Source organism: Bacteroides sp. QWL-09, from assembly GCF_058683585.1.
Genome location: NZ_CM178748.1, coordinates 1,878,366 through 1,904,842 on the forward strand (window position 1 = coordinate 1,878,366; position 26,477 = coordinate 1,904,842).

Genomic DNA, 26,477 nt, shown 5'->3' on the forward strand with positions numbered 1-26,477 from the left:
ATAAAGAGCTTATTGACCGGCATAAATAACTCATTAATAACGTTTAAGTCCACTTTTATGAATATACTGAAGTCCATCACCACCATTTGTACCTTCCCGTTACTTTTGACGAGCTACCCCAGTCACGCGTCATCGTCAACTTTGTTAACTTCATCGACTCCTAAATCGCCCCTTTCGGACGAGCTGACCATGATCGTAGGCACTTATACGGGCGGTACAAGCAAAGGGCTTTATTCGTTTCGATTCGATCAACACACCGGAATCGCTACACCTTTAAGCCATACCGAAATTAAAAATCCATCCTATTTCACGGTGTCGAACGATGGGAAACAGATCTATGCCGTCAGCGAACTCGGCGAACAAGAGGCCGCAGTAACCGCTTTCGATTTTGATGCCATTCAAGGAACGTTTAAAAGAAGAAATACAGAGCGAACCTTTGGAGCCGACCCGTGCAATATTACAACGAACGGACAAGTGGTCGTCACAGCCAATTATTCAGGAGGAAATGTCTCCATATTTCCCCTCCGAAAAGACGGCACACTAGAGCCGATGTCGACCATAGAGCAGTTCAAAGGAAAAGGAATGGATCCTAAACGCCAAGCCAAGCCTCATCTACACTGTGTCATATTCAGCCCCGACGGAAAATACTTATTTGCCAACGACTTAGGTACGGATCATATTTATCGCTTCGACCACTTAACAACAAGTGCTTCTAAAGCTTTAAAACGGAATCCTTCGGCAACTCTAACTTTAAAAGCGGGATCAGGACCTCGGCATCTGACCTTTGCTCCAAACGGCAAACAGGCTTATCTGATCAATGAGCTCTCTGGCACAGTGGTGGTGTTCGACTATAAGAAGGGGAAACTAACACCCAAACAAGAGATCGCAGCCGATACCGTCAATGCACAAGGAAGTGCCGATATTCACGTTAGTCCCGACGGTGCCTTTCTTTATGCCAGCAATCGCCTCAAAGCCGACGGCATCGCTATCTTTAAGATCGATCGTAAGACCGGACAATTAACCAAAGTGGGTTATCAGCTCACAGGCATACACCCTCGTCATTTCAATATCACCCCTAATGGTAAGTATCTGTTGGTGGCTTGTCGCGACAATAACGCGATCCAAGTGTTCGAAAGAGATTCCCGGAGCGGATTACTCACCAAAACCGATCAAGAGATTAAAGTTGATCAGCCGGTTTGCGTAAAATGGGTGAACTAAAAATAAAATCAAACCCAAGAGGGAGGCCGGATTAAAATCAGCATCTCTCCTCCTATAAGAAAAAATATATCGATTATCACACACTACCCACACTAAATTTTCACAAAAGCCTTATTCATAGGCATTACAGGGTAGTGTGTGATAACATTTTTGGGGATTTATCCCACACTAAATGAAGGGTATCCCACACTAAACAAGGGGTATCCCACACTATTTCTGCCACAACACGATTATTTTATAGCTTTTATTATTCCCCATAACAGTCGTCATTTAATAGCAGCGTAACCATTCACCGTTAAGGCCTTCAATTCGTCATTGGGACACTCTCATTCCTCCCTTTTTCAAATGGGATTAAGTGACCGGAAGCTTCATTTACTCAGTCGCAAAGTTGATTTATTCGTTGTCTACGTTCACTGTGTTGAGCCCTCGAAGCGGGGCTCTTCAGCCCTCGTTCGACAACCGATGAGCCCTCGTTCGAGGGCTGAAGAGCCTTCGAACGAGGGCTCAACAAATGGGGCTTAAATACCATCAAAAGCTCGTTTCAAAAAAACTAAATGCAGTTAAAAGATTCACTAATGATAATGCGAAAATATGATGCCGTACGTTACCACAACAACCTCCAATAGCCTCAAGGTTATCGTTGCAACAACTTAACCGATATCCCCCGCCCTTTCTTCACACATTTAAGCAATCCCGAGCGCAGTTCGTTTTTAGACAAATCGAATAGTAAGTTGGGATTGAAATGCTGACCGTTGAAACGCGTTTCAAAATGTAAATGCGCCGTTGTTGCGCGACCGGTACGCCCGGTGAGTGCAATCGGATCACCCGCTTTAACCACATCACCACTCTTGACAAAGTTCGTTTGGTTGTGACTATACACGGTTTCTAATCCCCCGGCATGACGGATCACAATGAGTTGGCCGTATGCACTATAGCGTTTCGAAAGTCGAACAACTCCATCAAAGGGACAACGAATGGTGTCTTTCGGACAGGTCTTGATATCGGCTCCGGCATGGCGACGACGTCCACCATAAGGAGAGATCACTTTGGCCCCTTTCAGCGGAAAGGTAAAGCTCGTCTTCCCCAATGAATCGAGGTCGACAACGATTGGTTTTCCATCGGCAAACAATCCCGGAGTGGGCACGCGGAGGTGATTGACCTCCATGGAAGAGAACGTGGGTTTATCTTGGGCTTTTAATCCTAAAGCCATCCACAATAAGAAGATAAAAGACAATGTGTGTTTCATATCCGTGTATCTGTATTTAAGCATTTATGTTATTCGAAATAATCGATTCGAACCTCCTCGGCACCCGCATAATCGGTGAGTAGCCGACCAATCATCTCGGCAGCTTCGGCAAGTCCCTCTTTACCATTATACCCGTTGACGATTGCCAAGATGTGCGTGGTATTCAGATCCATCTTCGTCCGTTCATGATCGCTCGTTGGGGTACCAATTCCTCCTAAAGCGTCACGATAGACCGGCAGTCCTTCAATATTGAGCTCGCCACGACCGATGCCTTCGAAAGGTTCGCCGGCACGACCGATACCCAATTCGAGATCAACACCGGAGATCTTATCCGCATCGAAGCCACCGATAGAGTGACCGGTACGCAAAGAGACCAAATTGATCAAGTCGACCAAGGTGTCAATCTGATACAAATCAATACCGCGCATGAGGCGACGACGAAGCGCTTCGGCCGACGGGCGATAACGTCCGGGGTCTTTTCCACAACGCTTATATGCTTCACGAGTCGCAGCAATTACAGGCTGATTCTTAATATCGCCCAGCTGAGTGGTAGTGGTCAGTTCCTCGGTAAAAGCCGAGATTTCCTGCCAAAGCCCTTCACTATAAGCCGTATTGTGCACAGCCGCATAAACAGCAGCTCCCGCATAAACCGGACAAGCCGCTTTGATCTCTTCAGAGACCACGATATGATAGTTTTTGTATTCTTCAGTATTCATTTTTCAGTATTCATTTTTTAGTTCTATCCATGGATAAATCTATCATTAAACAGTTATCAGTCATTAGCCAACAGTCAACGGCCATTAGTCAACAGTCATTAACCAACAACCATTAGTCATCAGCCATTAATCATTAATCATCAGTCAACATTTAACGCAATGCCCGACAAGATACGCCCGGAATGGATACCCAGACGACGAGCGGAGAAAAACTGTTCGTGTAAGGTGTAGGTACAAAGACCCGCCACTTCGATCCGATCGGCAGACACCCCAAACGCTTCGAGCTGCATGGCATTTGCCCGCCACAGATCGAGATGCGCCTTTCCCGTATCGGGATGACGAACTGCAATTTGCGCCATGTTGAACCCTTGTTGCCGGAACGCCTCATAGACCTCCTCGCCCACCTCAAACGCGGCTTGAGAAATACTAGGACCAATACAAGCCACTACGTCCTCTCCCAATGTGCCGTAGGTCTGGTGCATGCGTTGCAAGGTTTGAGTTACGATTCCCGCTACCGTCCCACGCCATCCGGCATGTACAGCCGCAATTGCCCGATGAGTCCGATCGTACATCAACACCGGCACACAATCGGCTGTGCTGATGCACAAGCACTGCCCCGGGCGATCGGTCATCAAGGCATCCACGCCGGTGAGTCGTTGCCTTCGTTGCTCCGGAGAAGCCGAAAGGAAACGATCGTCGATCACCTCACAAACGGTGCCATGCGTCTGCATGGGGATCACCAGTTCGAGGGGACGAGGATCGAGTTCGTTCATTAAGAGTTGTTGGTTACGGCGAACTGATTCCGGCGCATCTCCACTAAACGGAGCACAATTGAATGTGCCGTACGTCCCACAGCTATAGCCCCCTTGACGGGTCGTTACAAAATGAGAAATGTTGGAGTAAGCGTTTAACGACGCATACCCCAACATTTTATGATCTTTATCGAGTGTTATCATTTTTCAGTCGATTCTTCTTCTCCTTCTTCTTCATATTCATACTCCAGATCGTCATCATCATCGACATCTTCGTACTCATAATCGAAGTCTTGATCCTCACCCATCTCTTTAAGCTCTTCCTGAAGTCTGCTCACATCTTTCGGACGGTGCACAATCGCTTCAATCTTATTGCTTTCTTTATTCAATTCAGTCCAAAGGATGTCTTTCAGTTCCGAAATACCCATACCGGCTACAGAGGAAATGAACAGATGCGGCACGTTATCAGGAAGAGTCGGCTCGATCTCATCCATCAACTCCTGATCGAGCATATCACATTTCGTGATCGCCAATACCCGCTGTTTGTCGAGCATCTCAGGGTTGAACGTTTTAAGCTCGTTCAACAAGATATCATATTCTTTACGAATATCATCACTATCGGCAGGAACCATAAAGAGCAACAAGGAGTTACGCTCAATGTGACGCAGAAAACGTAGACCTAGTCCGCGACCACCACTTGCTCCCTCAATAATTCCGGGAATGTCGGCCATCACAAACGATTTTCCATCGCGATAAGAGACAATACCCAAGTTCGGTTCGAGCGTCGTAAACGGATAATCGGCAATCTTTGGTTTGGCTGCCGAAACCGCAGACAACAACGTTGATTTACCGGCATTAGGGAAACCAACCAGACCGACATCGGCCAGAAGCTTCAACTCCATGATGACCGTCATCTCTTGCATCGGTTCGCCCGGTTGAGCAAAACGCGGTGCCTGACGCGTCGCTGTCTTAAAATGAGAGTTGCCTAATCCTCCGCGACCTCCTTTCAACAAAATCACTTCTTGTCCGTCATCAGTCACATCACAGAGGTATTCCCCTGTTTCGGCATTATAAACCACAGTTCCGCAAGGCACTTCAATGACTTTGTCTGCCCCATCTTTTCCGAAACTACGGTTTTTACTACCCGACTCTCCATGACCGGCCATCGCGTGACGGTCGAACTTCAAGTGCAACAACGTCCAGTAATTACGATTACCACGCAAGATGATATGGCCTCCTCTACCGCCATCGCCCCCATCCGGGCCTCCGTTAGGACAATACTTCTCGCGCCTCATATGCGTAGAACCTCTTCCGCCCTTACCCGAGCGACAGTATATCTTTACATAGTCAACAAAATTCGATTCAGCCATATTTATTAAATATTTAAAAGTGGAATAAGTAAGAAATCGGTGACGAGAAAGGCTTACTCTCCTTTTCATCACCGATCGTTATATGTTCTATATTATTTAATCGCGTCGATCGCGCTGCAAATATCAGCAAAGATACCATCCATTGTACCTAAACCTTGGATGTGAGCATACTGACCTTCTTTCTTGTACCAGTCGATCAATGGAGAAGTCTGAGAATGATAAACCAATAAACGTTTCTTAATGGTTTCTTCATTATCATCAGCACGACCTGATTCCTGACCACGTTTGATCAAACGAGTCATCAATTCATCTTCAGGTACATCCAAATCAAGCATTACAGAAACCCCTTGGTTTCTTTCAGCCAACATTGCTTTCAAAGCATCTGCTTGTGCAATAGTACGTGGGAAGCCATCGAAGATCACCCCTTTGCTATCTTCAAAGCTATCGAATACACTTGCTAAAATATCAATCATCAAAGCATCCGGAATCAACTGACCTTGGTCGATATAACCTTTAGCCGTCTTACCTAGTTCTGTACCGTTTTTGATTTCTGCACGCAATACATCACCTGTTGAGATGTGGTTAATGCCATACTTCTCAACAATACGCTCGCTTTGTGTTCCTTTTCCTGAACCTGGAGCACCGAAAATTACAATGTTCAACATTTCTTTTCTTTGTTATTTACTATTTTACAATCAAATTAAAACTAAAGAGACCTATTTGAGGACGATCCGAGAAAACGATTTATCTATTTTCGTCGTCCGAAGATCAGCTGTTGTTTACTCAACAACTGTGTATATATCTTTGTAGTTACGTCCGTAACCATCGTAATCCAATCCGTAACCCACGATAAAGTCGTTAGGGATCTCCATGGCAACATACTCGATATTCAAATCAACCTTTAACTTTTCAGGTTTCACCAATAGAGAAGCAATATGAATCTGTTCAGGATTACGTGTTCCCAAATTGTCCAACAAACGTTGCATCGTTAATCCGGTGTCGACAATATCCTCTACAATCACAATGGTACGTCCGGCAATATCTTCGTTCAAACCAATCACCTCTTTAATCACTCCTGAAGAAGTCACTCCTTGGTAAGAAGCTAACTTCACAAAAGAGATCTCACAAGGAATGGTAATGTGCTTCATCAGATCGGCTGTAAACATAAACGAGCCATTCAACACACTGAGGAATAACGGATTCTTTCCGGCTAAATCTCTATTTATTTCGTTCGCTACGCGAATCACTTGCTTTAGAATGTCTTCTTCTTTAATCGAAACAGAAAACTGTTTATCTTTTATTTGTATGGTGTCCATAACGGGTATTTTAAAAAAGTTGCCGCAAAAATACAACTTTTATTCCACTTCAGCGTCTATCTTCGCGACTTTTCTTTCAAAAAGGAAGTGCGATAACCACTAGATTAATTGGCTATTAGTCAGCTGTAGAAAGGTTTTTCAGGTCATTTTACAGAAATACGCAGCTAATGTTTATCTTTGTAGTGCAAAAACTTAAAATGAAGGATAATGAAAATATTTACCGCCAATAACATAAAAAAATTAGATACTTATACCATTGAGAACGAACCGATAGCATCGATCGACTTAATGGAAAGAGCGGCAAGAGCACTCACAACAGCCATTACCGAACGATGGAGTGTCCAAACTCCGGTTACCGTCTTTGCCGGACCCGGAAATAATGGTGGGGATGCTTTGGCTGTGGCTCGAATGATGGCCGAAAAAGGATACCAAATAGAAGTCTACCTCTTCAATACTAAAGGGGAATTGTCGGACGACTGCCAGACCAATAAAGAACTACTCGAGATGGTCGACGACGTGGACTTTCACGAAATTACCACACAATTCACACCGCCTAATCTAACGGCCAAACATTTGGTGATCGACGGTTTATTTGGTTCGGGACTAAACAAGCCGCTTAGTGGGGGATTTGCAGCGGTAGTGAAATACATCAATGCCTCTAAGTCCACAGTGGTAGCCATTGATATTCCATCCGGATTGATGGGGGAAGAGAATACGTTTAATGTAAAAAACCATATTATCCGAGCAGATGTGACCTTGAGTTTGCAATTCCCGAAGCTATCCTTTCTCTTTCCGGAGAATAGCGAGTACGTCGGCGAATGGGATTTATTGGATATCGAACTCAGCGAAGAGGGTATTGAGGAGATTGAGAGCAACTATGAGATACTCGAACCGGAGGATATCCGTTCACTCATTAAAACGAGAGACCGATTTGCACACAAAGGACATTTCGGACATGCGTTGCTGATCGCCGGCTCGAAAGGCATGGCCGGGGCTTCTATCTTATCGGCACGTGCCTGCCTACGTTCCGGCGTCGGATTATTGACCATACATGCCCCACAAAGCAACTTAAGTATTTTGCAAACCGCCGTTCCGGAAGCCATGGTCGATCTTGACATCAGCGAAGAGTGTTTTGCTGTACCGGTCAATATGGAACATTTCCAGGCTATAGGCATTGGACCGGGATTGGGACGAAGTGAAGATACGGAAACGGCCTTAATCACTCAGCTTAGCCAATGTCAAGTCCCGGTGGTACTAGACGCCGATGCGCTCAACATTTTGGCCAACCATCGCCACACGCTAACTAACCTTCCCAAAGGTTCTATCCTCACTCCACATCCAAAAGAACTCGAGAGGCTGGTTGGTAAATGCCAAGACTCTTACGAGAGGCTTTCTAAAGCCTGTGAACTCGCCAAAAGCGGGCAACTTTACATTATTCTGAAAGGGGCTTATTCGACTATCATCACCCCTGCCGGTAAATGCTACTTTAACTCCACCGGCAACCCGGGTATGGCTACAGGAGGTAGCGGAGACGTACTCACCGGAATCATTTTGGCTCTATTGGCACAGGGATACGAAGCCGAAGACGCTGCAAAAATCGGAACGTATGTACACGGTTTATCAGGGGACATGGCTAAAAAGAAGATGGGAATGACCGCTCTTATTGCTAGTGATCTGGTCAATTACCTCCCTATTGCTTGGAGATTAGTAAGCGAATAAACGTTAATAACTATGGGGTTTCCCAACAACTTCACTAACTTTGATGCTGAAACCCGTAAAAAAGGAACGAATATGAAAAGATTAATATGGCTAACCGGATTTATACTATCAACTTCCGCTTATGCACAAACAGAAGTCGTAACCGGTATTACACGTGGAAAAGATTACGGTGTGGTTTATGCCTTACCTAAAACACAATTAGATCTTGAAATTACAGTTTGTAAGGTGACTTACACCCCTGGAGAGTTTTGTAAATATGCCGAACGATATCTCCGGTTACAAAACATATCGGGTGATCCGGAAACGTATTGGGAGCTTAAAAAGGTCGAAGTTAAACCAATCGGGGTTCCGGATAACAGCCGCACCTATTTTGTTAAGCTAAAAGATAAGACCGTGGCTCCATTAATCGAATTAACTTCGGATGGGATCATTAAGTCGATCAATGTACCTTACACTAAAGAGGAACATCCATCGGGCAACATCAAAAAAGTGGATGCTAAACCAGCCCTTAACCCTAAAGACTTTCTGACGGAGGAGATTCTGATGGCCAACTCGACCGCAAAGATGGCAGAATTAGTCGCAAAAGAGATTTACACGATTCGTGAAAGCAAAAATGCCTTATTGCGAGGACAAGCTGATAATATGCCTCAAGATGGGGTACAACTAAAACTAATGCTCGACAACTTAAATTTGCAAGAAGAAGCGATGACTGAAATGTTCTCGGGCTCAGTAGTTAAAGAAGAAAAGACGTATCATGTCGTGCTTACCCCTGATAAAGAGCTTCAAAACCAGATCGCCTTTCGATTCTCACAAAAGCTTGGTGTAGTCGATAACGATGATATGGCAGGATCTCCTTATTTCATCTCTATCAAAAACCTAAAAAGTTTGAATATCCCGGAGGAAGAGGATAAAAAGAAGAAAGAAGAAGGTATCGGTTATAACGTTCCGGGTAAAGCGCTCATCACGTTAACTGATGGGAAAAAGGTTTGGTCGGAACAGGAGGCTTCAATTACCCAGTTTGGGGTAACCGAATATTTAGCTCCGGTACTCTTCAATAAGAAATCGACGATACAAGTCACCTTTGATCCAACAACCGGTGGACTTCTCAAGGTTGATCGATCGGAAACAGAATAAAATTAGAATTGGGTAGAATAAACTAATAATGTGAATACCGTATGAAAAGTTTTGAAAAATATCTCACGCTTTGGGTGGCACTCTGCATCACGGTGGGAATCACTATTGGCAAGTTTCTACCCATAATACCCGAAACTCTAGAAAAATTCGAGTACGCCAATGTTTCTATACCGGTTGCGGTGTTGATCTGGTTGATGATCTACCCCATGATGCTCAAAGTGGATTTTCAGAGTGTGCGTAATGTAGGGCGTAACCCCAAAGGTATTGTCATCACCTGCGTTACCAATTGGATGATTAAACCTTTTACCATGTTTGGGATCGCTTGGCTATTCTTTTACGTCATCTTCAAGGCGCTGATTCCATCAGAGCTTGCACACGAATATTTGGCCGGAGCAGTACTGCTTGGCGCGGCCCCTTGTACGGCAATGGTCTTTGTTTGGAGTTATCTAACCAAAGGTGATGCTGCTTATACCTTGGTACAAGTTGCCGTAAACGATTTAATCATCCTTGCGGCATTCGCTCCGATTGTGGCTTTTTTGCTCGGTGTGAGTGGGGTGGAAATACCTTTCGACACCTTACTGCTGTCGGTCTTCTTATTTGTGGTTATCCCTCTCGCAGCGGGTGTTTTTACACGAATTACCGTGATACGGAAACGAGGCATTGACTATTTTAACACGATATTCCTTAAAAAGTTTGACAACATAACCATTGCAGGATTATTGCTCACGCTTGTGATTCTCTTTTCATTTCAAGGTGAAACGATCCTAAACAATCCGCTACACATCTTACTGATTGCAGTACCTCTCATTATTCAAACGGTACTGATTTTCTTTGTGGCTTATGGTTGGGCTAAAGTTTGGCAATTGCCACACTCCATAGCTGCTCCGGCAGGCATGATTGGAGCAAGCAACTTTTTCGAATTAGCAGTTGCCGTCGCTATTTCGCTGTTCGGATTACAATCGGGTGCAGCATTAGCAACAGTAGTAGGCGTATTGGTTGAAGTCCCCGTAATGCTTATGCTTGTTCGCATAGCCAATAACACTCGTAAATCTTTTAAAGCCTAACGACTAAACGATTACGATCGGCACTTGGCAAAAACGATTTATTCCTCTCTGTCTAGTCTTAACGTCAAATTAACTTCTAACTCGTCTGTCCACTATAAACGAGTAGAGCGTAGCGAACACTTTTGAAGTGAGTTCGCTACGCCCTGCTTTAATCCGTAAGGCACGGATCGTTTTATTTTAGACTGCCCATCAAATTAAATCTTAACATTCAATTTGATGAAACCATCTTTCTGTAATTGGGTGAGATACGTTGTAACGCGACTTTCATACCCTTCTTCATGATCGAAATGTTCAGCCAATTGCCCGATGATCTCAGACACGGTATGCTGCCCATCGATTAGATTCCAGATCTGAGTTCCATGCTCTTCTAACTGAACCGTCAAATACTTAGAGCGTCCCTTGGGCAGAAAACGATTCATCCAAGCTCGCTTAAACCGAGGAAAAGCAAGAATTATAGATTCACCATCCGGTCGACTTTCAACTTGGGGCGACCGGATCGGAATGGTATCGAGCAGGTTTATCTTACGAGTATCAGCCATGATTAATGTTTGATATTAGGATCTTCAAGTCCGTAACCTTTTGCAGCATTTTCTTTCTTCAACAACAGAGCAAAAATCACAGCTAAAACGCCAAAACAAGTAAAGATTAGCATTGGAATCGTATAATCATAAGTCGGCTTATTATTCACATGACCAGTTATACAGTATTTGTCAAGTACCTTGCCAATCAACAAAGGCACACCCATTAATCCCCAGTTCTGTACCCAGAAAATCAAAGCGTAAGCTGTACCTAATTTATTCTCCGGAATAATTTTAGGAACAGAAGGCCACATTGCTGAAGGAACTAAAGAGAAAGCAATACCTAATAAGATAATCAATACCAAGGCAACAATCCAGTTATCTAAGAATGAAACAGAGAATAAGAAGTGAATCACCACAAGCATGATTGATCCAATCAACATGATCGTGGCACCTTTACCTTTGCGGTCATAAAGATTACCAAAGAACGGAGTCAACAAGATATTTCCAAAAGGTAACAAAGCAGGAATGATACCGGACAAGGCTACAGTAATATGGAATTTATTAATCATCAAGTTCGGTGCGTACTTCAAGAAAGGGAAAACGGCTGAATAAAATAACACGCACAATAAAGCAATATACCAGAATCCTTTAATCTTGATAATATCTAAAATATCTCTAAAGCGGAATGGTTCTTCCTCTTCGTCCATAGCAGAAGCAGAACGTTCGGCATCCAATCGTTTATCCATCACCATAAACACCAAGAAACTCAACACTCCAATGCAGAGCAAGATCAAACCAATAAGGATTGGCATGCTTATAGAGTTATCGAACAAGCGGCATAATAAAGGGGTTGCTCCAATAGCAAGACCTGTACCGATACGAGCAGTAGCCATTTCTAGTCCCATAGCTAAAGCCATCTCTTTACCTTTAAACCATTTTACGATGATCTTTGAAACAGTAATGCCGGCAATCTCAATACCGGTACCAAAAATCGCATATCCAAACGATGCAACCAACAGAGGGTATCCCCAGTCACTACCAAATAAATGAATCGTTTCTCCACCAAAATCATGAGAAATTCCAAACCATTTAATCGTTACTCCGACAAGCATCAAGATCGTAGCCATCAAACCAGTGAAACGTACTCCCATCTTGTCAAGAATCATACCGCCAAAAATCAACATGAGGAAGAACACATTAAACCAGCCATAAGCACTAGTAAATGTACCATAATCATCCCCACTCCAACCTAAACCACCGCTAGTTACAGGGCTTTGCAATAAATCTTGAAGCGGTGCCATCATATCGGTGATGAAGTATCCGCATAACATGGTAAAGGCAACTAAAGCTAAAACGCTCCAACGAGCCGTTTTAGATTCGCTTAGTTTCTTCTGAATTTTTTCTGTTGTTGTCATTAGAAATAAATATTTATTAAAGTTTATTATTTTTTCAGGAAGGCAAAGTTAATTATTTAGCTGAGCTAAACACTATAAAATGAAAGAAAATACAACAGAATGCTATTTTTATTCGCACAAAAAAGGCCGTCTAATAAACTAGACGGCCTCCTCTTTATCTTTTTATGATTTCCTACATCTTATTGAGCAGAATCAGCAGAGGCTGATGGTGTAGTTGTTGCAGCGTCTGCTTTTGGAGCAGCTGTTCCTGCAGGCAAGTTATAAGGATTTGTGCTCTCTTGTTGCTTAGCTTGTTCAATCAAAGCATCTTGTGTTTTTGTTGAGTTTGTGGGCAAAACATAAGCAGTAGCAATACTCATGACTACCATAAATACAGCCAATCCCCAAGTTGTTTTCTCCAAGAAATCGGTTGTTTTACGCACACCCATTATCGAGTTTGAAGAAGAAAAACCAGAAGCTAATCCTCCACCTTTTGAATTTTGTATCAATACAATGATGCACATGAATATAGCTGCAACAACCATTAAGATAACGAATAGTAAATACATTTTTGTTATTTTGATTTAGCGTTAATAATCAGTTTCTCTAGAAATCTTATTTGATCCGCAAAGTAAGCATTTTTTTTTGGATATTTCAAACTTAATTTTTTAATTATTTCAAGTGCTTTGGAATATCTTTGCTGTTTAATATAAATTTTAGCTAAAGTTTCAGTAAAACAGCTATCATCTTCTTCTATTTCAACCGAATCCGAATCATCTTCCTCAAGTATCAATTCAGTATCAGTCAAAGAAGAATGATCTAGGTTTGACTCTTCTAGATCTGTAGCTAATAAATTTACAGATGCTTTCTCACTCTTCTCAATGAATCCATCAATCAGATCCTGCCCATACAGTTTAGGAACCTCTCTCAATTGGTCATCCTCAGTCGTACTCTCATTCAAAAGATAAGCGGTATAATCTGTAGAATAATCAAGAGTCAACTGTCCTCCACCATCATCCGGGATTTCTTCCAAAAAAGCGTCAATCAAACTTAGTGTACGATCAGTTGAGGGTTGATCTTGTTCTTTGCCCATCCCTTCTAAAGTTAGTTTTTCCTTTCGAAGGTGATAATTTTCGCCCTCAATTTGTTGAAAAAGGACTTTTCGATCGGCTATAAAAAAGATATTCTTTCTTAACTCCACTCCATAATTTCCATCATGGAGAATATATAAATTCTTAAGATAGAGCAAACGAAGAGATTGAAAATAAGGATAACGAACCATTAAAGTCCGCAATTCATAAAGTGTTTCTCGATTTAAGACTTCCGGATGCTCAATCCATTGTTGTAAATTCATCAAAGTCATTATTACCAATTAGCTACAGTCGCATTAAATATCTGATCCGTAATTTCCTTAGTCATCTCAGCGATTAAGCCATCTTGAACGACCGTCAACAATTGACGGGAATCGTAAGTACGAAAAGCAGTGAACTGCTGTTCAAAATCTTCTTTATGATTGGTATTATTAACAAAACGAACATTTACGGTAATGGTCAACTTCACCTCAGAAGAATATCCATCAGCTGAAACAGCTTGATTATATTGATTATAGCCGGTTATTTCACCATCAATTTGCAAATCAGCATTTTGCTTAACCAATTGCAATCGAGTTTGGCGAATGAAAATATCTTTCAAGTCTTCATTAAATTTAGTACCCAAAGGAGCATAAACAAATTCTGACTTGATCGGGAAATCAGCTATTGATATCGTCTTAACTTTGTCATAGTTAATAGATGATCCGTTGAACTTATAGGAAACAGAGCACGCAATAAGCATAACAGACAGACATCCCAATAAAACAAAGTGTGAGTGTTTTTTAATCCAATCCATATTCTTTAATTTTTCTATATAGAGTGCGTTCGGATATATTCAAATCTTTTGCCGCATTCTTTCTCTTCCCATGATGTTTATCAAGAGCCTTCTTGATCATCTCTTTTTCAACCTCATCTAAAGAAAGCGACTCTTCAACATATTCTTCTGTATCTTGAATATCATCATCTTCCTGTGAATGTATGACAGTAGTAGGAGAAGAAGAAGAAGAAGACACCGGATGAATAATAGCGGGAACCGACGACTGATGAATCGCATTGGGAATAGAAGTATTCACCACTTCATTATGCCGCTCATCCATCAAATTATGCACCATTTTTTTTAATTCAGAAACCTCTTTACGCATATCGAACAGAACCGAATAAAGAATCTCACGTTCACTCTCAAAACTTTTATTATCCCGATGGCCTAATAAAGCAGGCAATCGTTGAGTTTCCATATTGGGTAAATAGGTCTGCAATATAGAAGCATTGATATCACGGTTCGTCTCAATAATCGAGATCTGTTCAGTAATATTTTTGAGTTGGCGCACATTTCCCGGCCAAGAATAAGCGACTAACAAACGCTTGGCATCATCCGTCAGTTGTATAGACGGCATGCGATACTTCTCAGCAAAATCGGCTGCAAACTTTCTAAACAGAAGAACAACATCATCGCCGCGCTCACGCAACGGAGGAATCTGGATCGGTACAGTATTTAATCGATAAAACAAATCCTCTCGAAATCGTCCTTCTGAAATGGCTTGAATCAGTTTCACATTCGTTGCCGCAACAATACGAACATCTGTCTTCTGAACCTTTGAAGAACCCACCTTTATAAATTCACCAGTCTCTAAAACGCGCAATAAACGGGCTTGAGTAGATAAAGGAAGTTCGCCGACCTCATCCAAGAAAATCGTTCCGCCATCGGCCTCTCCAAAATACCCTTTACGTTCACCAATGGCACCCGTAAAAGCTCCTTTCTCATGCCCAAATAATTCTGAATCAATGGTACCTTCGGGAATCGCTCCACAGTTGACAGCAATATATTGTCCATGCTTACGACGACTATATTGATGTATAATTTGTGGAAAACTCTCCTTACCGACGCCACTTTCTCCCGTAATAAGCACAGACAAGTCGGTAGGTGCCACTTGAATGGCAACATCTATAGCACGTGACAAGCCTTCAGTATTACCAATAATACCAAATCTTAATTTCACTTGTTGTATTTCCGCCTTTGTCATCTCTCAGTTATTTTGTTTAGATTCTATTCATCGTCAACCGTATCCAACTTCAGTTTATCACTATCATCCCTCTTCTCATAATACTGTTTACGCAAAGGATTTACACGTGCTTGTTTATCACGTTCGCGATTACGGAAGACATCAATAGCCACATAGACTGCTTGACGGAAAGAGTCTTCATTTGCCAACCCTTTTCCTGCGATATCATATGCCGTACCATGCGCAGGCGAAGTACGTACAACCGGAAGTCCGGCAGTATAGTTCACCCCATCTTCCATGGCCAACGCTTTAAATGGAGCCAAGCCCTGATCATGATACATGGCCAGTATACCATCAAAATGAGTATAGTTGCCGGAACCCATGAATCCATCCGCCGGATAAGGACCATAACAAAAGACCCCGTCAGTAACTAATTCTTCGATGGCCGGTTTTATAATCTCAGCCTCTTCAGAGCCCAACAATCCGTCATCACCGGCATGAGGGTTTAATGCAAATACAGCTATGCGAGGAGCACTAATTCCAAAATCACGTTTTAAGCTTTGATTTAGAATAGTCGCCTTCTCTATGATTAATTCTTTAGTAATAGAAGAAGCAATATCTTTAATCGGAACATGAGTGGTAACCAGTGCTACCCTAAAATCGTTCTTCATTAAAATCATTAACGATTTATTGCCATCGCCTAAACGCTCTTCAATATATTCGGTGTGTCCGGGAAAGCTAAACTCCTTCGACTGAATGGTGTGTTTATTGATAGGCGCTGTAACGATAACGTCGATCAAACCCTTACGGTAATCTTCAATCACACATTCTAATGATTCCAGAGCAGCTTTACCCGCCTCTGAATCAGATTTAGCAAACTCAACTTTCACCTCATCATTACTGCAATTCAGGATATTCACTCGATCGTCACAAGCCTCTTCAGCAGAATTAATGATACTAAAGGTCGTCGACAAGTCAAGAGATTTACGATGATAAGCCGCAACTTTGGGTGACCCATAGATGATAGGGGTACAAAGTTCTAGCATCATAGGATCGGCAAATGTTTTCAAAATCACTTCATAGCCAACCCCATTAATATCTCCTTGAGTAATGCCTATTCTAATTCTATTACTTTCCATACTATTATTTTTTAGTCTGTTCTTGCTTAGTCAGTCCTAGTGCGATTTGATCTTGTGGTAAGGCATCAGGCAATCTAAGCGTATATAAAGAAGCTTCTGTTTGACGCACCAAATTACGTTTCATCTTATCTGGCGAGTAAACAAAAATTTCAACAGTAATTATTCTTTGATTTTTCTTATCTAAGCGTGTATGTGAGACAAAAGGACCACCCATAAAATCACCCTTCATACGCCATAATCCACGAGCCTCTAATGTATAATCGTCTTGAATATTAATTGGTCGAACATCTGTCAAAAGAGAATCTGTAGCCATATACATTCCTTCTTCCGCACCCGGAATATTAGCTTTCATCACAGAATCTCGTTTGTGAATAAAATAAGCTTTGGTAAATGTCTCTTTATCTTTATAAGGATAAGAATACATCACAAAATTCCGATCGGCAGTGGCCGAGTTTGTTGATGCCCAAATAAAGTCAGACCCAATTTTATAACTGGTCAATTCCGGAGAAACCCAGATATCACATCCAAATAGGCTATCTGCTTTGTGAGCAACGAAATCATTATGCTTTTCTTTTAATAAAGAAATCTGGCGGTTCATCTCTGCACGAGTAAAGAAATCTGCAATAGTTTGTTTATTCTCTTCGACAAATTTCTGGAACTCTTCCTCGTTAGGAGCTTGAATATTTAGAATAATTTGGGGAGAAGCATAAAGGTCCTTAGTATACTTAAAAGAGCCCTTAGTATAAATATTCTGTATATCAACAATTACGATATTTCTAATTAACTTTAAAGTCGAATCATAGTTCTGAGGGGAGCTATACATAATGCGGAAAGAAGGTTCAGATTGAGGTAAACCTAACATATCGGCATCAAGAGCATCGTGAAGGGCACGTCCCGCAGGTCTTTCCCACAGATCATGGTCAACAACAACTAAGATCTCATATGGACGTCCACTAGATGTAGGCGTAAACATTCCTTTTTTACCATTGCAAGAAGTTAAGATCAAAGCAATAAATGCCATAGACAAAACATACAGTGACTTTTTCATGATGATCATTTTTTAATTAATGATTATTTAGTTCTTCATTCTTTGCTGTAGACAACATTCCACAAGCCGCAAAAATATCTTCTCCTCTTGAAGCGCGTATAGTTGCAAAAAGACCGTGAGATGTTAAATAGTCTCTAAAAGCGACCATGGTTTCCATGTCAGATCCTTCCAAATCAACTCCGGGAATAGCATGAAAACGAATAAGATTCATTCTACAATCCACACCTCGAAGTAACTTTACAAGTTCTTTAGCATAGATCATCGAATCATTGACTCCCTTAAACAATATATATTCAAACGACAACCGCCTTTGTTTACTGAAATCATAATCCTTTAAAATATCGACAATCTCCGTTAAAGAGAAAGCACGTTCTGCCGGCATTAAGTCTGCTCGTTGTGAAGTCAAAGGAGAATGTAAACTAATGGCTAAATGGCAATCACTTTCTTCAATAAAGCGACGTAACCCCTTCTTTAATCCAACGGTCGACACCGTAATTCGTTTAGGGCTCCAAGCATATCCATAGGATTGAGTTAAGATTTCCAAAACCTTCAGAACTTCATCTAAGTTATCTAAAGGCTCTCCCATACCCATAAAAACGATATTGGTCAGTTTATCCCTCTCAGGTAAAGCATGAATTTGATTTAAGATTTGGTTAGCTGTTAAGCTTTGTGTAAAACCTTGCTTACCGGTCATACAAAACTTACAGTTCATCTTACAACCCACTTGTGAAGAAACACAAAGCGTTGCGCGCTCATCATCTGGAATATAAACCGCTTCCACAAAATGGTTTTCCGAAACCTGATACAAATACTTAATCGTTCCATCTTCCGAACGCATCGCTTCAACAGGTGGTAACTGTCCAACAGTATATTCCTGATTTAACAAATTCCGATATTTTAATGACAAATTAGTCATCTCATCGATTGTAGAGACTTTTTTATCATAGATCCAAGAAGCAATTTGCTTAGCAGAAAAGTCAGGCATTCCTAAATGCTTGACAACTAAACGTAGCTCGGCGAGTGTCATTCCTAAAAGAGGGGATTTCGACATATTCTATTTATAAACGGTTTATTCATGCAAATGTAATGAATTAAGTCGATTTTCTAATAAGAACTATGCAAAAGTTAACAAAAAAGGCCGCCTCAATGAGACAGCCTTTTTATTATATTACAAAATAAGTAACATCAAACTTTTTTAAAAGAAGAGGTAACGTTTGTCTTTTACATTAGCTTTCAAATACAAATCATTCATCAAGCGGCTAGCAAAACGCATGTGCATATTTACCAAAGCTGATTGTTCTTCTTTAGCATTGAACGTTTCATTCAATTTATCCTTAGCATATAAATTGATAACGAATACGCCAGCATTACCTTTGATAGGAGCACTTACTTTATTTGTTTCTGCAACAGAAGCATATGCACCAACCAACGGTTCACTGCTACGCAATGCAGCAACATAAGCAGGAGCAGCAAAGGTAACATGTTTTACAGAATCACTCACTGCATGAGCCATAGATGCGTATTGATCAAAAGAACTTGCATTTAAAGCTTTCATATCTGCAATAATCTTTTCGGCCTTCTTATCTCTAAGGATCTCAGCTTTCAACTGATCTTTAACTTGATCTAAAGAACGATAACCTTCAGGATTTACATTAGACAAAGCAACAACCAATAGGTGATCGCTTTCGCCACATTCATAAAGTCCAGAAACTTCGTTTTTGCTAGCAGCAAAAGCCCATCTTAAAGCTTCTTTAGTTCCTCTAAGTCCAGCAATTCCGTGTTCAGAACTATATAGATCTTTTCGGTCTAACAATTTATAACCTGCGCTTTCAGCATTGGCAGTCATCTTGTCTAATGAAGGATTAGCAGCAATAAACTGACTAAAATCATTATAAGCACGATTATAAGTTTCTTTACTAAATTCAACTTCACGTTTAATAACGGCCACTTTATATTTGTCTTTAACAGCCTTTTTGTTTAAAACTTGAAGAATGATATTAGCTTGTCCCAATTGCAGGTTAGTCAATTCATTAACAGAAGAGTTAACTACAGCAGAGATGTACTTCAAATTGTCCCCATCAAGGTTAGTTCCTTCATATTGAGCAGAAGACAACCATGTTGCTTCACCCGGTTGGCCATATTTCTTAGCAATGGCCACGAAGTCAGAACCACCTTTAAGTGCAGTCATGATACTATCTGCCAAAGTTTTTGTTTTAGCAGCATCAGCAGCCATAACTTGAATCTGACGATATTGAATAGAATCAGCTTCTGCAGTCTTAGCTAACAGCTTAAATGAATTAATTGTATTGTCACTAACATTGTAGTAAGGACCATACACTTGACCTACACTTGCAGAGTCAATACGCGCAACAACATCTGTTGGATAAGCTGCTTTATTATAGAATAAATCCGTATATGGCTTTTGAGAACCAGTAGAACGAATAAAAGAAGTATAGTCATTTGTTGTATTCGCCAACTGAGCAGTATATTCATTGACTTCTTTCTGAATTTCAGCACGGTCTTGTTCGCTAGCTGTCACTTGAACATCAATGTATTTAACATCGCGCGTTTCAACATATTGCTTAAACTGTTCTTTCTTTTTGTTATATAAATCTTTCAAATCAGATTCTTTCACAGAAACGAGTGAATCAGAAATAGCCGAATAAGGGACACCTGTCAACAACAAGTCGTATTGATTTGCTCTAGCCTCAAAAGCATCTTTAGCTTCAACAGGATTAGAGAAAAGAGCTTTAGAAACTAAAGCCTGATATTTTTCCGCAAGGCGGCTCTGGATCAATGTTTTTTCAATAAACGACCAAAACTTATACATGTTTGTATATTGTTCAGCATATTGAGCCGGCATTTTCGAAGCATCCATTTTTGAATATTCAACCAAGAAGTTGTTTAACATATCCTTGTCAAAACGACCAGTCTGAGGATTACGGAAGGGAGTTTGTTGTAACAAAGGGTGAACTCCTTCTTTTAATATAGATTGGATTTCAGCAACAGTCACAGTCAGACCTAGAGCACTCGCTTCTTTCTCAACAAGCTTATTATTGACATATGAACGCCAAACTTCGTCACGCAATTGACTTGTTTCTTCATCTGTAAGCGATGTAACTCCGCGAGAAAGTTTCAAAACCTCAGTATACTCTTCAACCAAGTTTTGATAATCTTGAGCCGAAACCGCATCTCCATTTACTTCTCCAACGTCATGTGACTGGTGCGGCTGTAGAATCTTCCACGCATCACCGGCTATAAAAGCAAATAATGCCAAGCCGATAACAATCACCAATAAAGGCCCTTTTGACCTAATGTTTTGTAATGTTGCCATTTTAATTAATACGTTTTATTTGTTTATTATTTATTTCTTTCTAAAACCATTGAGCGCACGAAGATACAAAAAATGCTAATATACGTCTATTTATTGGATAAAAATTTATAGCATCAACTACTCTTCAATCACTTTAAGTCGAACAAGTTCTATTTTTGTTGTTGTCATTTTTATAATCTTAAAATGAAAACTTCCAATAACAATCACCTCATGGAGTTTTGGGAAATTTTGATATTGATTTAAAATCAGACCGCCAATGGTTAAATACTCATCAGATTCAGGTAAATTTAAATTAAAAACTTCGTTAACTTTTTCAATTTCCAAACGAGCAGAAAGGATATACTCATCCGCTCCTATTTTCTTACAAACATAAGAAGTATTATCATGTTCGTCCTCTATATCTCCAAAGATTTCCTCAACCAGATCCTCTAAAGAAACAATACCTGCTGTTCCCCCGAACTCATCGACCACAACGGCTAAGGACTTCTTCCTTTGCATAAAAAGAGTCATCAATTTATGAGCTCCCATGGTCTCCGGAACAATAGGAATATCTTTTAAGCTATCTCTCCAATTTTCTGGTTTTCTAAACATTTCAGACGAATGGATATATCCAATAATATTATCAATACTCCCATCAAAAACAATAATCTTAGAAATACCAGATTCTACGAATCGCACTTTCAAATCCTCCAACGAAGTCGAAACGTCAACAGCAACGATCTCCGTACGTGGAACCATACAATCGCGAATGCGAATATTTGAGAAATCGAGTGCGTTCTGAAAAATTTTAACTTCGGTATCTAATTCTTCTTCATTTTCAGCATTATCAATACTAGACTGAACAAAATAATCTAAATCAACTTTAGTAAATGCCTTATCCGAATCCTCTTTATTGACCCGTATACCTAAAAAACGCAAGAAGAGATACGAAACTCCAGAAGCAAATTTTGATATCGGATAAAGTATAACATAAAAGATCATTAAGGGAAGAGCAAACACATTTAAGACTTTATTGGGATTAATCTTAAATAATGTTTTAGGCAAGAACTCACCTGTAACTAAAATAATCATGGTGGAAATAATCGTTTGAGTAAAAACCATAAAAAAATGGTTCATCTCAAATCCTGCTAAAAAATGCTCACCAATGATCTGGGCCATCAGAATACCATAAATAACCAGAGCAATATTATTGCCAACCAACATGGTTGAAATAAAATTGTTTGAGTTTTTAAAGAAAAAGGATAATATTGAGGAAGTAAACCGATTTTTACGTTCCATCTCAAAACGAAGTTTATCTACCGACACAAACGCAATTTCCATGCCAGAGAAAAAGGCTGATAAAGCCATCGTTATAAGTAGGTAAAATACAATCCCCATAACTTCAGTTATTTCATTTTTTTATAGTACTAGTTCCAAGAGAGTCTTGCTGTTCATCGACATAAAATATGCCATCCACATTGTGCAAAGTATAGTTGGTCATTTCTTGATTAGATTCAAATCCATGAGCATAAATCGTTTTATCAAGTTGTTCAATGCTAATCTTTTTATCCGAATACACCTTCTGGGTACTTTGATTCCAATACAACAAATCGGTCTTAAAACGTTCACCTTTTCGGTTTTGGATATTAACATGTCCAATCAGCTTCCACAATTTCTCACGATCATAGAAATAGGCCGTATCAGCTTTTATACTTGCCTCAATATTAAATATTGAATCAAATTGTTCCAAATAAACCCCCTTCTCGAAAGCCCAATATGAGGGTTTCTTTCGATCGAAAATGAGCCATTCTTCAGTATTAATTCGATAACGCGTCACTCCCGAATCCGAAATAAGGGTAGACACTCCAACTGTATTCATGATAGGTAAAGAATCGCGTTCGGTTATTGCTTTACCTAAAGCCGTTTTCCGACCTTCGCATGAAGGAAAGAAAATAAGCATACCAACTGCCAGAAGAGCAGTTGGTATGCTTACAAAGTTAGACAAAAAACTATCTATTCGCTTTTGCAACATACATATTATCTAATCGTAGTCGTCTCACCGATCCATCCTCCGATAGTAATACGGTCACCAGCTTTATATCCCAACATAAATAGGTCTTTAGCCTCAGGTGTGTGAGCAGCATAACGTGAAATCATTTTATTAGCTTCTTCAGCAACGCTTGAATCTACCGCTTTAGCACGTTGAAGTTTATCAATCACTGCAAAATAAGTGCACTTATTCAATGCAGGTTCGTCGCTCCAGTTAGGACTAGTTGCATATAGATTTGCAATTAAAATATATGGAGCTCCATAGTTACCATTATAGTTAATTGCTTTTTGGCAATAAGATCTTGCTTGAGATAATCTTTTCGCATTATAAAGAATAACAGCAGCACCATAGGCTTTTTCAGCTTTCTTCACATTATCAGTTTCCATGCCGATTCCTTCATCAAAGAATCTAACCGCACCGTCAATGTCGCCTTTCTTGTAAGCCATATAAGCACAACCCGCAGCAGCTTCTGCAGTTGGTTCTATTTTATATGCATAATATGCTGCTTGCAAATAAGCATCGCTATCTGTACATCTCATCATTCTCATGATGTCAATAACCTTTTTCAAATAAGCTAAATCTTTCTTATTCGCTTCAATTTTAGGAGCGTATATGCCTTGTAGTGATTCACAATCAGCTGTTCCACTATTAATAAACAAAGCAACCAAGTTATCTTTAATGCTTTGAAGTGTTTTCTTTTTGCTCTCTTTCTCTTCTGCAGCAATAGCAACATCAACATATTCAGAAGCACTCAAATAATCTTGAATAAATTGTTCCTTATGAGATGGATCAATTTTCAACTTATCCAATGAAGTCTGAAGGAAATAGAATAATGTTGCTGCAGCCGATTCGCCTTTAACAGCATTCACCGATTGGCTCAACCATCCATAAACCAAGTTAACATCTATCTTAGGAGCATAAGCAATATAATCTACTGCCTTAACACCTAAAGCTTCATCAGCAGATGATACTTTAATTCCGTTTGAGATAAACTCTTCAGTATATTTCATACGCAAATCGTGAGTATTCATTAACTCATCGAAGTACTTCTTATAATCCGCAGAATTTTTATCTTTTACTTGAGCCATTAATCCTTTTAAGATTTTATAGCCATCGGTAAAAGTATAAAAACGCAATGTAGGACATTTTTCCAACACAGCTTTCCAAGGCGAATAAGCGTCTTTAAAATTTCCAGCACGAACAGCTTCATGCGATATACTACTGTTAGAGTTACAGTTATCATCCTGTGCCATTACAGTTGTTGCGCCTGCCGAAAAGAACAGTATAGCTACAAGGGTTTTAATTTTCATCGTATATAAAATTTTAGTTATAATAAAAATGTGTGTTTAATTTTCAAATCAGCGATACTTAGTTCACCTTACGTTTAAAGAACCAACGTTCATTAAATGTCAACCCAATACTTACTCTAAATAAATTCTGACTCACAAAATTCGTTTCAAGTCCTTTGGTTTTCACAAATTGACCACTAATACTTAAAATAGAACGAGAGCGAGGTACAGGTAAACCAAATCCGGCTGTCACACCATATTCATGAGTTGCTCTTTTTCCATTGATCTTATAATAAGGCGTTGAATAGAACGCACCTACTCGATATTTAACAAATGAAAGATAAGATCGCCCTACCGGATTAGGGATAAATTCGGCGCCAACAGAAAGACGATGCCGATCTAGAAGCGCATTCTCCTCGTTCATGTATTTCACCTTACTCCATTGTTGAAGGCTATAATCAGCACCTACAGTTAATTGTTTATTATAATTATAGGTTAATCCTAGACCAAAAGAGTTTGGTAATTCAAAGGTCGCATCTACATTCTCTGTAGTAATAGAATTCACAGTCAATACTTTATTAACAGAATTACTCAAATTATGTTTAGGAGAAAAAACACCTCCTACTACAATAGAGTGTTTTTTATCAAAAGCATGAGTATATTGAAAACCTAAATCCACTTTATAGTCAGATATAGATATGGCCATATTCTCATTATAAGAATATGCAGGCTCAGGATATACCATATTCAATCGACGGTTTATATCTCCCCAGAAATAGGATACATTAAGTCCCAAAGAAAAACCCTTAAAGACTTCAGCACCTAACCCGGCATATAATTGGTGTAATCCACCGTCTCCAGACAACAACTTAGCATAAGCAGGAGCTGTTTCAGTTGCTTGATAGGTTTGGGTCAAGTTATAGCCCACATTAGAATAAGGTAAAACGCCTAAGCTCATACCAATTCCTCTACGTATTCTAAACTGCATCGCTAAATAATCAAAACTAGAGTTTTTAGCGTTAATCTTTACTCCTTGTTCTTGAACATTAGCACTTTGCAGACTAACCCCACCTTCAAAGAGATAAGTCAAAGAATCAACTGCCGTATAAGATGCAGGATTTAAAGGATTAATGTGAAGATTATCGCGTAATCCATAAGCAACTCCTCCCATCGCCTTACTATTCCCAAAGTATTGATCAGACAAATCACCTAATCCATATCTGGTATAAGGAGAGTTTGTGTTGTTTTGAGCAACGCCCATACCACTGAATACCATCAGTGAGCATGCACAAATTATCTGTTTAAATCCTATCATTATTGTAGTTTAAAATTCTATTTAATCCTTTCAACACCAAAAATCTGTCTGCAAAGATGACATTTTTTACGCTCGTTTCAAAAGAAAATCCATCTCCGCCCGTTAAAAAAACCAAAAGTTGAGGATATTTTTCCTTCAATTCTCGAATATATCCCATAATTTCATATTCGATCCCTTTAATCACTCCCGATCGTATAGCCGTTTCGGTATCCTTACCTAAAGATAAAGTGCGGCCATCCGATTGAATTAAAGGTAATCGTCCGGAAAACTGATGCAAAGCTTTTAATCTCATTTGTAATCCCGGGGAAATATTGCCACCGTGATAACATCCTTCTGAATCTACGAACTCATAAGTGATACACGTTCCGGCATCAATAACCAAAAGATCCCTATTCGGAAATACATTTGTTGCTCCGACGACTGCCGCAATTCGATCGGCCCCTAATGTTTGGGGCGTCTCATAGAGATTCGTCAAAGGAATAGGTGTTTGATAATCCAGCCATATCAAAGGAATTCCTAAGCTATTTAACTGTCCCAGCATCAGTTCATTTAAATCAATTACAGAAGACACAATCCCTCTTTCAATCGGGTATTTTGCCATAATATCGTGTAATTTATCAAATATCGAGTTTGAATCAGAAACAAATTCCAACATTTCATCTCTTTCAAACACAGCTATTTTAGCAACTGTATTACCTATGTCAACAATTAAATTCAATCCATTCACTTTTTTGTTTTGCAAATGTAAAGTAAAAAAAGAAAATAGGAGTAGAATCAAGAAA

25 protein-coding genes are annotated in these 26,477 nt (G+C 40.1%); 4 read left to right on the forward strand and 21 right to left on the reverse strand.

Annotated features, from left to right (window positions below; translation table 11 throughout):
* The first annotated feature begins 57 nt into the window (after positions 1 to 57).
* Positions 58 to 1,218 carry a lactonase family protein gene (locus AC4PG5_RS07310; RefSeq protein WP_492028286.1) on the forward strand — a complete coding sequence of 387 codons (1,161 nt, stop codon included), beginning with the start codon at positions 58 to 60 and terminating at the stop codon, positions 1,216 to 1,218.
* 634 nt (positions 1,219 to 1,852) lie between these two features.
* On the opposite strand, the gene AC4PG5_RS07315 is transcribed toward AC4PG5_RS07310, so the two are convergent.
* From AC4PG5_RS07315 to hpt, 6 genes are all read right to left on the reverse strand, one after another.
* The gene (locus tag AC4PG5_RS07315) at positions 1,853 to 2,464 is read right to left on the reverse strand and encodes a M23 family metallopeptidase (protein WP_492028287.1); all 612 of its coding nucleotides are present in this window, start codon (positions 2,462 to 2,464) and stop codon (positions 1,853 to 1,855) included.
* Positions 2,465 to 2,493: 29 nt separating this feature from the next.
* On the reverse strand, positions 2,494 to 3,180 hold the full coding sequence (locus AC4PG5_RS07320; protein ID WP_492028288.1) for a B3/B4 domain-containing protein: 687 nt from the start codon (positions 3,178 to 3,180) through the stop codon (positions 2,494 to 2,496).
* A gap of 140 nt (positions 3,181 to 3,320) precedes the next feature.
* A complete protein-coding gene (gene pgeF / locus AC4PG5_RS07325) occupies positions 3,321 to 4,136 on the reverse strand; it encodes a peptidoglycan editing factor PgeF (protein WP_492028289.1) in 816 nt (271 codons plus the stop codon).
* The gene (obgE, locus tag AC4PG5_RS07330) at positions 4,133 to 5,302 is read right to left on the reverse strand and encodes a GTPase ObgE (RefSeq protein ID WP_492028290.1); all 1,170 of its coding nucleotides are present in this window, start codon (positions 5,300 to 5,302) and stop codon (positions 4,133 to 4,135) included. The genes pgeF and obgE overlap by 4 nt, the downstream gene beginning before the upstream one ends.
* Positions 5,303 to 5,394: 92 nt before the next feature.
* Complete coding sequence (locus AC4PG5_RS07335; RefSeq protein ID WP_492028291.1) at positions 5,395 to 5,967, reverse strand: adenylate kinase; 573 nt, start codon at positions 5,965 to 5,967, stop codon at positions 5,395 to 5,397.
* A gap of 114 nt (positions 5,968 to 6,081) precedes the next feature.
* Entirely contained in the window at positions 6,082 to 6,618 is a 537-nt protein-coding gene (gene hpt / locus AC4PG5_RS07340) for a hypoxanthine phosphoribosyltransferase (RefSeq protein WP_492028292.1), read from the reverse strand.
* A 207-nt stretch (positions 6,619 to 6,825) separates the two neighbouring features.
* On the opposite strand from hpt, the gene AC4PG5_RS07345 reads away from it, so the two are divergent.
* The 3 genes from AC4PG5_RS07345 to arsB all read left to right on the forward strand — a co-directional run bounded on the left by AC4PG5_RS07345 (position 6,826) and on the right by arsB (position 10,535).
* Entirely contained in the window at positions 6,826 to 8,337 is a 1,512-nt protein-coding gene (locus AC4PG5_RS07345) for an NAD(P)H-hydrate dehydratase (protein WP_492028293.1), read from the forward strand.
* A 72-nt stretch (positions 8,338 to 8,409) separates the two neighbouring features.
* On the forward strand, positions 8,410 to 9,471 hold the full coding sequence (locus tag AC4PG5_RS07350; RefSeq protein ID WP_492028294.1) for a DUF4831 family protein: 1,062 nt from the start codon (positions 8,410 to 8,412) through the stop codon (positions 9,469 to 9,471).
* 41 nt (positions 9,472 to 9,512) lie between these two features.
* Entirely contained in the window at positions 9,513 to 10,535 is a 1,023-nt protein-coding gene (gene arsB / locus AC4PG5_RS07355; protein WP_492028295.1) for an ACR3 family arsenite efflux transporter, read from the forward strand.
* A gap of 194 nt (positions 10,536 to 10,729) precedes the next feature.
* Here arsB and AC4PG5_RS07360 read toward each other — a convergent pair whose 3' ends face one another.
* The 15 genes from AC4PG5_RS07360 to AC4PG5_RS07430 all read right to left on the reverse strand — a co-directional run bounded on the left by AC4PG5_RS07360 (position 10,730) and on the right by AC4PG5_RS07430 (position 26,413).
* Positions 10,730 to 11,074: a PqqD family protein gene (locus AC4PG5_RS07360; protein WP_492028296.1), complete on the reverse strand. Its 345-nt coding sequence runs from the start codon at positions 11,072 to 11,074 to the stop codon at positions 10,730 to 10,732.
* A gap of 2 nt (positions 11,075 to 11,076) precedes the next feature.
* Positions 11,077 to 12,471, reverse strand: a complete 1,395-nt coding sequence (locus AC4PG5_RS07365; RefSeq protein WP_492028297.1) for an MFS transporter — start codon at positions 12,469 to 12,471, stop codon at positions 11,077 to 11,079.
* Positions 12,472 to 12,650: 179 nt separating this feature from the next.
* Positions 12,651 to 13,019, reverse strand: coding sequence for a preprotein translocase subunit SecG (gene secG / locus AC4PG5_RS07370; RefSeq protein ID WP_492028298.1), 369 nt, complete (start codon positions 13,017 to 13,019; stop codon positions 12,651 to 12,653).
* Between the two features lie 5 nt (positions 13,020 to 13,024).
* Positions 13,025 to 13,813, reverse strand: coding sequence for a DUF8458 domain-containing protein (locus AC4PG5_RS07375; protein ID WP_492028299.1), 789 nt, complete (start codon positions 13,811 to 13,813; stop codon positions 13,025 to 13,027).
* A 2-nt stretch (positions 13,814 to 13,815) separates the two neighbouring features.
* Positions 13,816 to 14,337, reverse strand: coding sequence for an LPS assembly lipoprotein LptE (gene lptE, locus AC4PG5_RS07380; RefSeq protein ID WP_492028300.1), 522 nt, complete (start codon positions 14,335 to 14,337; stop codon positions 13,816 to 13,818).
* Positions 14,324 to 15,562 carry a sigma-54 interaction domain-containing protein gene (locus tag AC4PG5_RS07385; protein WP_492028301.1) on the reverse strand — a complete coding sequence of 413 codons (1,239 nt, stop codon included), beginning with the start codon at positions 15,560 to 15,562 and terminating at the stop codon, positions 14,324 to 14,326. The genes lptE and AC4PG5_RS07385 overlap by 14 nt, the downstream gene beginning before the upstream one ends.
* Positions 15,563 to 15,585: 23 nt before the next feature.
* Positions 15,586 to 16,680, reverse strand: a complete 1,095-nt coding sequence (pdxA, locus tag AC4PG5_RS07390) for a 4-hydroxythreonine-4-phosphate dehydrogenase PdxA (protein ID WP_492028302.1) — start codon at positions 16,678 to 16,680, stop codon at positions 15,586 to 15,588.
* Between the two features lie 4 nt (positions 16,681 to 16,684).
* Complete coding sequence (locus AC4PG5_RS07395) at positions 16,685 to 17,728, reverse strand: DUF4837 family protein (protein ID WP_492028303.1); 1,044 nt, start codon at positions 17,726 to 17,728, stop codon at positions 16,685 to 16,687.
* Positions 17,729 to 17,744: 16 nt separating this feature from the next.
* Positions 17,745 to 18,779 (reverse strand): dual-specificity RNA methyltransferase RlmN, encoded by a 1,035-nt coding sequence (gene rlmN / locus AC4PG5_RS07400; RefSeq protein WP_492028304.1) that lies wholly within the window; start codon positions 18,777 to 18,779, stop codon positions 17,745 to 17,747.
* 144 nt (positions 18,780 to 18,923) lie between these two features.
* Positions 18,924 to 21,062, reverse strand: a complete 2,139-nt coding sequence (locus tag AC4PG5_RS07405) for a peptidylprolyl isomerase (RefSeq protein ID WP_492028305.1) — start codon at positions 21,060 to 21,062, stop codon at positions 18,924 to 18,926.
* A 117-nt stretch (positions 21,063 to 21,179) separates the two neighbouring features.
* Positions 21,180 to 22,439: a hemolysin family protein gene (locus AC4PG5_RS07410; protein WP_492028306.1), complete on the reverse strand. Its 1,260-nt coding sequence runs from the start codon at positions 22,437 to 22,439 to the stop codon at positions 21,180 to 21,182.
* 13 nt (positions 22,440 to 22,452) lie between these two features.
* Positions 22,453 to 23,073 carry an LPS export ABC transporter periplasmic protein LptC gene (lptC, locus tag AC4PG5_RS07415; protein WP_492028307.1) on the reverse strand — a complete coding sequence of 207 codons (621 nt, stop codon included), beginning with the start codon at positions 23,071 to 23,073 and terminating at the stop codon, positions 22,453 to 22,455.
* 5 nt (positions 23,074 to 23,078) lie between these two features.
* Positions 23,079 to 24,401: a tetratricopeptide repeat protein gene (locus AC4PG5_RS07420; protein WP_492028308.1), complete on the reverse strand. Its 1,323-nt coding sequence runs from the start codon at positions 24,399 to 24,401 to the stop codon at positions 23,079 to 23,081.
* A 58-nt stretch (positions 24,402 to 24,459) separates the two neighbouring features.
* Complete coding sequence (bamG, locus tag AC4PG5_RS07425; RefSeq protein WP_492028309.1) at positions 24,460 to 25,695, reverse strand: BamG family beta-barrel-assembly machinery protein; 1,236 nt, start codon at positions 25,693 to 25,695, stop codon at positions 24,460 to 24,462.
* Positions 25,682 to 26,413, reverse strand: a complete 732-nt coding sequence (locus tag AC4PG5_RS07430) for a type III pantothenate kinase (RefSeq protein ID WP_492028310.1) — start codon at positions 26,411 to 26,413, stop codon at positions 25,682 to 25,684. Before AC4PG5_RS07430 ends, bamG begins: the two co-directional genes overlap by 14 nt.
* Positions 26,414 to 26,477: the final 64 nt, after the last annotated feature.